The 8,073-nt window shown below is 73.8% G+C and carries 8 protein-coding genes; 7 read left to right on the top strand and 1 reads right to left on the bottom strand.

Annotated elements, in window-relative coordinates; translation table 11 throughout:
• The first annotated feature begins 106 nt into the window (after positions 1-106).
• From ABZ885_RS31490 to ABZ885_RS31480, 3 genes are all read left to right on the top strand, one after another.
• The gene (locus ABZ885_RS31490; protein ID WP_360196115.1) at positions 107-592 is read left to right on the top strand and encodes an NADAR family protein; all 486 of its coding nucleotides are present in this window, start codon (positions 107-109) and stop codon (positions 590-592) included.
• Positions 589-1,743 carry a hypothetical protein gene (locus ABZ885_RS31485; protein WP_360196112.1) on the top strand — a complete coding sequence of 385 codons (1,155 nt, stop codon included), beginning with the start codon at positions 589-591 and terminating at the stop codon, positions 1,741-1,743. Before ABZ885_RS31490 ends, ABZ885_RS31485 begins: the two co-directional genes overlap by 4 nt.
• A 68-nt stretch (positions 1,744-1,811) precedes the next feature.
• The gene (locus tag ABZ885_RS31480; protein ID WP_360196109.1) at positions 1,812-3,113 is read left to right on the top strand and encodes a hypothetical protein; all 1,302 of its coding nucleotides are present in this window, start codon (positions 1,812-1,814) and stop codon (positions 3,111-3,113) included.
• A gap of 82 nt (positions 3,114-3,195) precedes the next feature.
• Here ABZ885_RS31480 and ABZ885_RS31475 read toward each other — a convergent pair whose 3' ends face one another.
• Positions 3,196-4,578 carry a glycine--tRNA ligase gene (locus ABZ885_RS31475; protein ID WP_360196106.1) on the bottom strand — a complete coding sequence of 461 codons (1,383 nt, stop codon included), beginning with the start codon at positions 4,576-4,578 and terminating at the stop codon, positions 3,196-3,198.
• A gap of 217 nt (positions 4,579-4,795) precedes the next feature.
• On the opposite strand from ABZ885_RS31475, the gene ABZ885_RS31470 reads away from it, so the two are divergent.
• From ABZ885_RS31470 to ABZ885_RS31455, 4 genes are read left to right on the top strand one after another with little or no spacing between them, the layout of a single operon-like run.
• Positions 4,796-5,794: a metal ABC transporter substrate-binding protein gene (locus tag ABZ885_RS31470; RefSeq protein WP_360196103.1), complete on the top strand. Its 999-nt coding sequence runs from the start codon at positions 4,796-4,798 to the stop codon at positions 5,792-5,794.
• Between the two features lie 17 nt (positions 5,795-5,811).
• A complete protein-coding gene (locus ABZ885_RS31465; RefSeq protein ID WP_360196100.1) occupies positions 5,812-6,579 on the top strand; it encodes a metal ABC transporter ATP-binding protein in 768 nt (255 codons plus the stop codon).
• A complete protein-coding gene (locus ABZ885_RS31460; protein WP_360196098.1) occupies positions 6,576-7,496 on the top strand; it encodes a metal ABC transporter permease in 921 nt (306 codons plus the stop codon). The genes ABZ885_RS31465 and ABZ885_RS31460 overlap by 4 nt, the downstream gene beginning before the upstream one ends.
• Before the next feature lie 35 nt (positions 7,497-7,531).
• Positions 7,532-7,942 carry a Fur family transcriptional regulator gene (locus ABZ885_RS31455; RefSeq protein ID WP_360196096.1) on the top strand — a complete coding sequence of 137 codons (411 nt, stop codon included), beginning with the start codon at positions 7,532-7,534 and terminating at the stop codon, positions 7,940-7,942.
• Positions 7,943-8,073: the final 131 nt, after the last annotated feature.

Genomic DNA, 8,073 nt, shown 5'->3' with positions numbered 1-8,073 from the left:
TGCTGCTTGGCCATGCCCTTGACGACCTCGGGGTCCACCGGCTGCGTGCCGAAGACCTCGACCTTCATCACCACGGTGCCGCGCTGGGCGACCGCCGAAGTGGCTGATGTTCTGGGGGCACCGGCCGCGGCAGGACGGGTCGGTCGGGCCGGGCTCGCTGAGCCAGTGGTGGCCGTCCGCGTTCACCGTCGACGAGGTCCGGTACGCCACCGCCGAGCACTGGATGATGGCCGGGAAGGCCCGGCTGTTCGGGGACGAGGAGATCGTGCCCCGGATCCTGGAGGCCCGCACCCCGGCCGAGGCGAAGAAGCTGGGCCGGCTGGTCCGGGGGTTCCACGAACCCGCCTGGGCCGCCGCGCGGTTCGAGCTCGTCGTCCGGGGCAACGTCGCCAAGTTCGGGCAGGACGAGGCCCTGCGCGCCTACCTCCTCGGCACCGGCAACCGCGTCCTGGTCGAGGCCAGCCCGGTGGACCGGCTCTGGGGCATCGGGCTCGCGGCGGACGACGAACGGGCGCAGCGGCCGGCCGCCTGGCGCGGGGAGAACCTGCTCGGGTTCGCCCTGATGGAGGCCCGCACCCGGCTGGCGCGGTGAGCACGATCGCCCCCGTGCTGGACGGCGCGGTGGTCGTCTCGGTGGGCGCCGCACTCCTCCTCGCCCCGAAGGTGCTGCGGCGCGAGAGCCCGGCCGGGCACGACGCCCCGCCCGGACGCAAGCCCCGGCCCGGACGCCGGCGCACACCCGGGCCGGAGGCGTTGCTCGCGGCCGTGGTGGCGCTGATCCTCCTCAACCAACTCGCCTTCGCCGTCTACGTCCAGCGCGTGCACGGCGGGAGCACGGCGTTCATCGCGCAGTACCTGCCGCCCGGCTGGTTCGCCGTGCCGCGCGGCAATCCGTTCGTCGACCGGGTCGCCGCGCACACGCCCGCCCCCGAGCTGCTCGCGCCGTCCGTCCTGCGCGTCCAGGCCTTCCTCGAACTGCCGCTCGTCCTGCTGGCGTTCGCCGCCGTACTGCGCCGGCTCGACCGGGGGCTGTACGTCCGGGTGGCCCGCTCCCCGCTGGTCCCGCTCGCCGCCGCGTCGTACACCGTCGCGTTCTGCGCCGTGGAGTGGGACCTGCGCAATCCGTACACGGTGGACGACATCGCCCTCCGGGTGCTGTCGGCGCTCGTCACCCCGCCGCTCCTCGCCCGGATCGCGGCGCGCGAGGCGGACACCGCCCCCCGTCCGCCGCGGCTGTTCCTCTTCGCGATCGACCTCTGGGCCTACGGCTCCCTGATGCTCGCGCTGTACGACACCGTGCTGCTCTACAACCCGGCCCGGCTCGGCGACCGGCTGCCGGGGGCACTGGCCGCGGTGGCCGTCCTCACCGTGACCCGGTTCGTGCCGCGGCGCGACCACCCGCACGGGCCGGCCGGGACGGCGCTCGCGGACGGTCTGCGCGCCGGGCTCGTGCTCTTTCTCGCCCCCGCCCTCGCGATCCGCTACGCCGGCACCTTCGGCACGCCCCGGCTGGCCGCCGCGGCCGGGGTGGTGGTGCTGGCCGCCGCCACCGCGCGGGTCGCGCTCCGGCTGGCACTACCCGCCCTGACTGGGGCGATGGCGGGCCTGCTCGCCGCCCACTGGTCCGCGGCCGCGTACTACGAGGCGGCCCTGCTGCGCGCCGCAACCGCCGCACTGCTCACCGCCGTCACCGTCTGCGGGCTCCTGGACACCACTCGCAAACCGTTGGACGCACTGCCGTAACGCGGCCGCCGTATGCCGACGCCAGGATGACCCGCAGTCAGGGTCGAGATGGACAGGGTGCGGCGATCATGCAAATACGGCACACAGGACAACCCACAGGTCAGCACACCGGCGAGACGGAGCAGGACGCGCTCGAACTCCGGGAGGAACTGGACGAGTTACTACGAGCCCGGCAGTACGCCAATCAACGTGAACGGCGGCTGGCCGAGGCCTTGCAGGCCGTGCCGGAGCGGCAGCGGCCGGACGGGGAGCTGCTGCGGCAGCTGGCGCAGGCGCGGACGCTGCGCGAAGGACTCGGCGCCCGCTGCCTCGAACTGAGCGAGCAGCTCACGGCGTTGGAGGACCGCCTGCGCCAGCCGGCGCCCCGCAGTCCCGGCCCCCGCCGGCCCACCGGCGCCCGCTTCGACGGCGCCTACGAGGAAACCCCCGCCCCCACGGCCGGGCCGGAACAGCACCCGGCTCCCCCGCCGCCGCCCCCGGTCACCGGCGCCCGCTTCGGCAAGGCCCGCCCCCGGCCCGAGCGCCGGCCGAAGACACCGCAGCCGCCGGCCCCGCCCGGCCCAGCCAAAACCGAGGCGGTCCCGCCCCCGCCGCCGCCCCCGGCCCCGAAGGCCCCCCGCCGCCGCTCCCCCGCCGAGCTCGCCGCCCTCGCCGAACGGATCGCCACCCTGCACCGCCAGGGCGCCGCCCCGGAGACCGCCGCCCTGCTCGGCCAGGCGGCCACCCTGCTCCTCCCGCCCGACACCGCCCACCTGGCCGGCCTGCTGGTCCGCGGCGGCCCGCCCGGCGCCTCCCTCCAGCTGGCCCGGGGCGCGGCCCGCGGCACTCCCGGCCAGGCCGCCGGCACCCTCGCCGCCCTCCGCGCGGCCGGCCTGGGCGAGGAGGCCACCGAACTGTTCCACGCCCTCTGGAGCTACCCGCCCGACACCCTGCCGGCGCTGCTGGCGGCGCTGGAACGCGCCGGGCAGCACGCCGACAGCGCGACCCTGCTCTGGGAGTGGGGTTCCGCCCCGACCGCCGGACTGGCCGCCCTCGCCGCCGCGCTGGAACGGGCCGGCCGCTCCGCCGACGCCCGGACGCTGCTCCGCCAGGCGGCCGGGCGGGCCACCGCCGACCTCACCGCGCTGGCCTCGACACTGCCCGCACCGCTGCCCGCCGTGCTGCTGCGCGAGCTGGTGGCGCTGCGGCCGCCGGCCGAACTGGTCCGGCTCGCCGACGCGCTGACCGGCCTCCCGGAGCTGTACGACGCGCTGCTGGCGGCCCTGGCCGAGGACGCGGGGCGGCACCGCACCACCCTCGCCGCCCTCCGCACGGCCGGTCTGCCCACCACCCCGGCCGCCCCGGCCCGCTCCCGCTGGGGCCGGCGCTAAGGCGTGCGGCGCCCCACCGACGCAGGGAGCCCCCCGCCCGCCCGGAGGCGGACGGGGGGCTCCCCGGCAGGACGGTCGGTCGTCAGCAGCCGATCAGGCGGGCCGCCAGGTACGACTTCACCTGGTCCAGCGAGACCCGCTCCTGCGACATGGTGTCGCGGTCGCGGACGGTCACCGCGTTGTCCTCAAGCGTGTCGAAGTCGACGGTGACGCAGAACGGGGTGCCGATCTCGTCCTGGCGGCGGTAGCGCTTGCCGATCGCGCCGGCGTCGTCGAACTCGACGTTCCACGCGGTGCGCAGGTCGGCGGCGAGGCCGCGGGCCTTCGGCGAGAGGTCGGCGTTGCGCGACAGCGGCAGCACCGCGACCTTGACCGGGGCCAGACGCGGGTCGAGCCGCATGCCGACGCGCTTCTCCATGACGCCCTTGGCGTTCGGCGCCTCGTCCTCGAAGTAGGCGTCGATCAGGAAGGCCAGCATGGCGCGGTTGAGGCCCGCCGCCGGCTCGATGACGAACGGGAAGTACCGCTCGCCGGACTCCTGGTCGAAGTACTTGAGGTCCTGGCCGGAGGCCTCGCTGTGCACCGTGAGGTCGTAGTCGGTGCGGTTGGCGATGCCCTCGAGCTCGGAGAACTCGCTGCCGCCGAAGTTGAAGCGGTACTCGATGTCCACCGTGCGCTTGGCGTAGTGGGAGAGCTTCTCCTTCGGGTGCTCGAAGAAGCGCATGTTCTCGGTGCGCAGGCCGAGGTCGACGTACCAGTCCCAGCGCTGCTGGAGCCAGTACTCGTGCCACTGCTCGTCCTCGCCCGGCTTGACGAAGAACTCCATCTCCATCTGCTCGAACTCACGGGTCCGGAAGATGAAGTTGCCGGGGGTGATCTCGTTGCGGAAGCTCTTGCCGGTCTGGGCGATGCCGAACGGCGGCTTCTTGCGCGAGGTGGTCTGGACGGCCTTGAAGTTGGTGAAGATGCCCTGGGCGGTCTCCGGGCGCAGGAACGCCAGGCCGCTCGCCTCCTCGGTGACGCCGAGGTGGGTCTTCAGCATGCCGGAGAAGTCCTTGGGCTCGGTGAAGGAGCCCTTGGTGCCGCAGTCCGGGCAGTTGATGTCCTTGAGGCCGTTCGGCGGCGGGAAGCCGTGCTTGGCCTCGTACTTCTCCTCCAGGTGGTCGGCCCGGTGGCGCTTGTGGCAGGAGAGGCACTCGGTCAGCGGGTCGTTGAAGGTGGCGACGTGGCCGGAGGCCTCCCAGACCTCGCGGGCCAGGATCACCGACGAGTCGAGTCCGACGACGTCCTCACGGGCCTGGACCATCGCGCGCCACCACTGGCGCTTGATGTTCTCCTTCAGCTCGACGCCCAGCGGCCCGTAGTCCCAGGCGGCACGCGTGCCGCCGTAGATCTCGCTGCAGGGGTAGACGAAGCCACGGCGCTTGCTCAGGCTGACGATCGTGTCGATCTTGTCGGCGGCCACAGTGCTCTCTTCAGTACGACGGCACGGTCAGGGCACGGCTGGTTGCGCGTACCCGAATACCTCAGGTTACCGGCCTCATGGGTAGGTGGTTCAAATCGGTATCGCCCGCCCCCTCCCACTCGTCGTGAGGACCGGTCCGCCCCCACTGGTCGCCACCCCCCGTTCACCCGTCCGAGTGATTTGACAATCATTTCCATCTAACCTGAGAATGGTTGTCATGATGATCCGACGACCTGTCCGCACTGCCATAGCCCTGACCGCCGCCGCCCTCTCCGGCACCCTGCTGCTCACCGCCTGCGGTGGCGAGAGCAAGGCCCAGGGCTCGGACGGCAAGCTGGACGTCGTCGCCTCCTTCTACCCGATGGAGTTCCTGGCCGCGCAGATCGGCGGCGAGCACGTGAAGGTCACCGACCTCACCCCGGCCGGCGTCGAGCCGCACGACCTGGAGCTCACCGCCAAGCAGGTCGCCCGCGTCAAGAAGGCCGACGCCGTCGTCTACCTCAAGGGCCTGCAGCCCACCGTCGACAAGGCCGTCTCCGGCACCAAGCGCGCGGTCGACGCCACCGCGGCCTCCCCGCTCGCCGACCACCACCTCGACGAGGGCCACGCCGAGGGCGACGGGCACGACCACGCCGGCCCCGCCGGCGACCCGCACATCTGGCTCGACCCCACCCGGTACGCGGCGGTCGCCAGGAGCGTCGGCGCCGGGTTCGCCGAGGCCGACCCGGCCCACGCCGCCGACTACCGGAAGAACGCCGACGAGCTGGTCGCCCGGCTGACCGCCCTGGACGAGGACTTCAAGGCCGGCCTGAAGGACGCCACGTCCCGGACCTTCGTCACCAGCCACGCCGCCTTCGGCTACCTCGCCGACCACTACGGCCTCACCCAGGTCGCCATCAACGGCGTCGACCCCGAGTCCGAGCCCACCCCGGCCCGCCTCGCCGAGGTGCAGAAGGCCGCCAGGGACAACGGCGCCACCACGGTCTTCTTCGAGACCCTGGTGAGCCCCAAGCTCGCCGAGACCGTCGCCAAGGACCTCGGCCTCAAGACCGCCGTCCTGGACCCCCTGGAGGGCGTCAAGGAGCCCGCCAAGGACGACTACCTGACGGTGATGCGGCAGAACCTCGCCAACCTCCGGGCCGCGCTCGGCGCGACCGCCGCCGCCCCCGGCACCCCTGCCGCCGCCCCGGCGACCACCCCCGCGACCACCAGCTGACGGGACGACAGCACGCCATGACCCACCCGACACCCCCGGCCGTCCGTCTCGGCAACGCCGTCGCCTCCCGCGGCGGCCGGCCGGTGCTGCGCGGCGTCGACCTCACCGTGAACCCCGGCGAGGTCGTCGCCCTGCTCGGCGCCAACGGCTCCGGCAAGTCCACCACCGTCAAGGCCGTCATCGGCGCCGTCCCGCTGGAGCAGGGCGGCCTGGAGCTGTTCGGCACGCCCTTCGCCCGGTTCCGCGCCTGGCACCGGATCGGCTACGTGCCGCAGCGCACCACCGCCGCCTCCGGCGTCCCGGCCACCGTCCGCGAGGTGGTCTCCACCGGGCGGCTGCCCCAGCACCGGCTGCTGCCGTTCCGCCGCAAGGACCGCGACGCGGTGGACCGCGCCCTGGCCGCCGTCGGGATGCTCGACCGCGCCCGGGACGGCGTCGCCGACCTCTCCGGCGGCCAGCAGCAGCGGGTGCTGATCGCCCGTGCCCTGGTCGGCTCCCCCGACCTGCTGATCATGGACGAGCCGATGGCCGGCGTGGACGCCGCCAGCCAGCAGGTGCTCGCCGACACGCTGCGCGCCGAGGTCGCCCGCGGCGCCGCCGTCCTGCTGGTACTGCACGAACTCGGGCCGCTGGAGCCGCTGATCGACCGCGTCGTACTGCTCCGCGACGGCTGCGTCGCCCACGACGGCCCGCCCGTCCCCAACACCGGCCTGCACGCCCTGCCCGGCCACGACCACGTCCACCCCCACGCCGACTTCCACCACCCCCAGGGACTGCTGGCATGACCGAGATGCTCAGTTACGACTTCATGCAGCGCGCCCTGATCGCCGCCGTGCTGGTCGGCTTCACCGCACCCGCCGTCGGCATCTACCTGGTGCAGCGGCGGCAGGCGCTGATGGGCGACGGCATGGGCCACGTCGCGATGACCGGCGTCGGCCTCGGCTTCGTCTTCCAGACCAGCCCGGTCTGGATGGCCGTCCTGGTCTGCGTGCTCGGCGCCGTCACCATGGAACTGGTCCGCTCCCGCGGCAACCAGCGCGGGGACATCGCCCTGGCCGTGCTCTTCTACGGCGGCATGGCCTGCGGGAAGCTCCTGGTCTCCAAGTCCCCCCAGGGCAGCGCCACCAACCTGGAGAGCTACCTCTGGGGCTCCATCCTCACCGTCGACCCGGCCGACCTGGTCACCATCGCCGTCCTCGGCGCCGTGGTCATCGCCGTCACCGTCGGCCTGCGCCGCCAGCTCTTCGCGGTCTGCCAGGACGAGGACTTCGCCCGCGTCACCGGCCTGCCGGTCCGCACCCTCAACCTGCTGCTCGCCGTGATGGCCGCGGTCACCGTCACCGTCGCCATGCGCGTCGTCGGCCTGCTGCTGGTCAGCGCACTGATGGTGGTCCCGGTGGTCGCCGCCCAGCAGCTCACCCGCTCCTTCGCCGCCACCCAGGCCGCCTCGATCGCCCTCGGCGTGGTCGTCTCACTGGCCGGCGTCACCGGCTCGTACCAGGCCGAACTGCCCCCCGGCCCGGCCATCGTGCTGCTCGCCATCGTCCTCTTCGCGGTCTTCGGCGCGCTCGCCGCCCCGCTCGCCCGCCGCCGGCACCGGACCGCACCCGACGCCGGACCGCAGGTCTGCGACGTCCAACTGCCCGCACCGGCCCCGTCCGACGCGACCGCTCCGGGGCGGAGGGCAGGGCTGGCACAATGAGGTGCGAGACGCCCACACCCCCAGGAGGACCCACGGTGACCACCGCAGGCCCGTCGCCGCGCGCCCGCTCGACCCGGCAGCGTGCCGCCGTCTCGGCGGCCCTGGACGAGATCGAGGACTTCCGCAGCGCGCAGGAGCTCCACGACATGCTCAAGCACCGCGGTGACTCGGTCGGCCTGACCACGGTCTACCGCACCCTGCAGTCGCTCGCCGACGCGGGCGAGGTGGACGTGCTGCGCACCGCCGACGGCGAGGCCGTCTACCGCCGGTGCAGCAGCGGGCACCACCACCACCTGGTCTGCCGGAGCTGCGGCGCCACCGTCGAGGTGGAGGGGCCGGCCGTCGAGCGCTGGGCCAACTCGGTCGCCGCCGAACACGGGTTCAGCGACATCGCGCACACCCTGGAGATCTTCGGCACCTGCCAGGAGTGCGCCAAGAAGGCCTGAGCCGGTGCGCCGTCCGGACGGCGCACCGCATGCGGAAGGGCCCGTGGGAGCGCCTCGGTCGGCAGCCGGTCCAGCTTGTCGGCCATGCCGTCGCGGTAGACGGTGGAGAGCACCGCGCCGAGCACGGCGAC

Source organism: Kitasatospora sp. NPDC047058, from assembly GCF_040643935.1.
GTDB lineage: Bacteria > Actinomycetota > Actinomycetes > Streptomycetales > Streptomycetaceae > Kitasatospora.
This window is presented reverse-complemented; position numbering and strand designations above follow the sequence as displayed.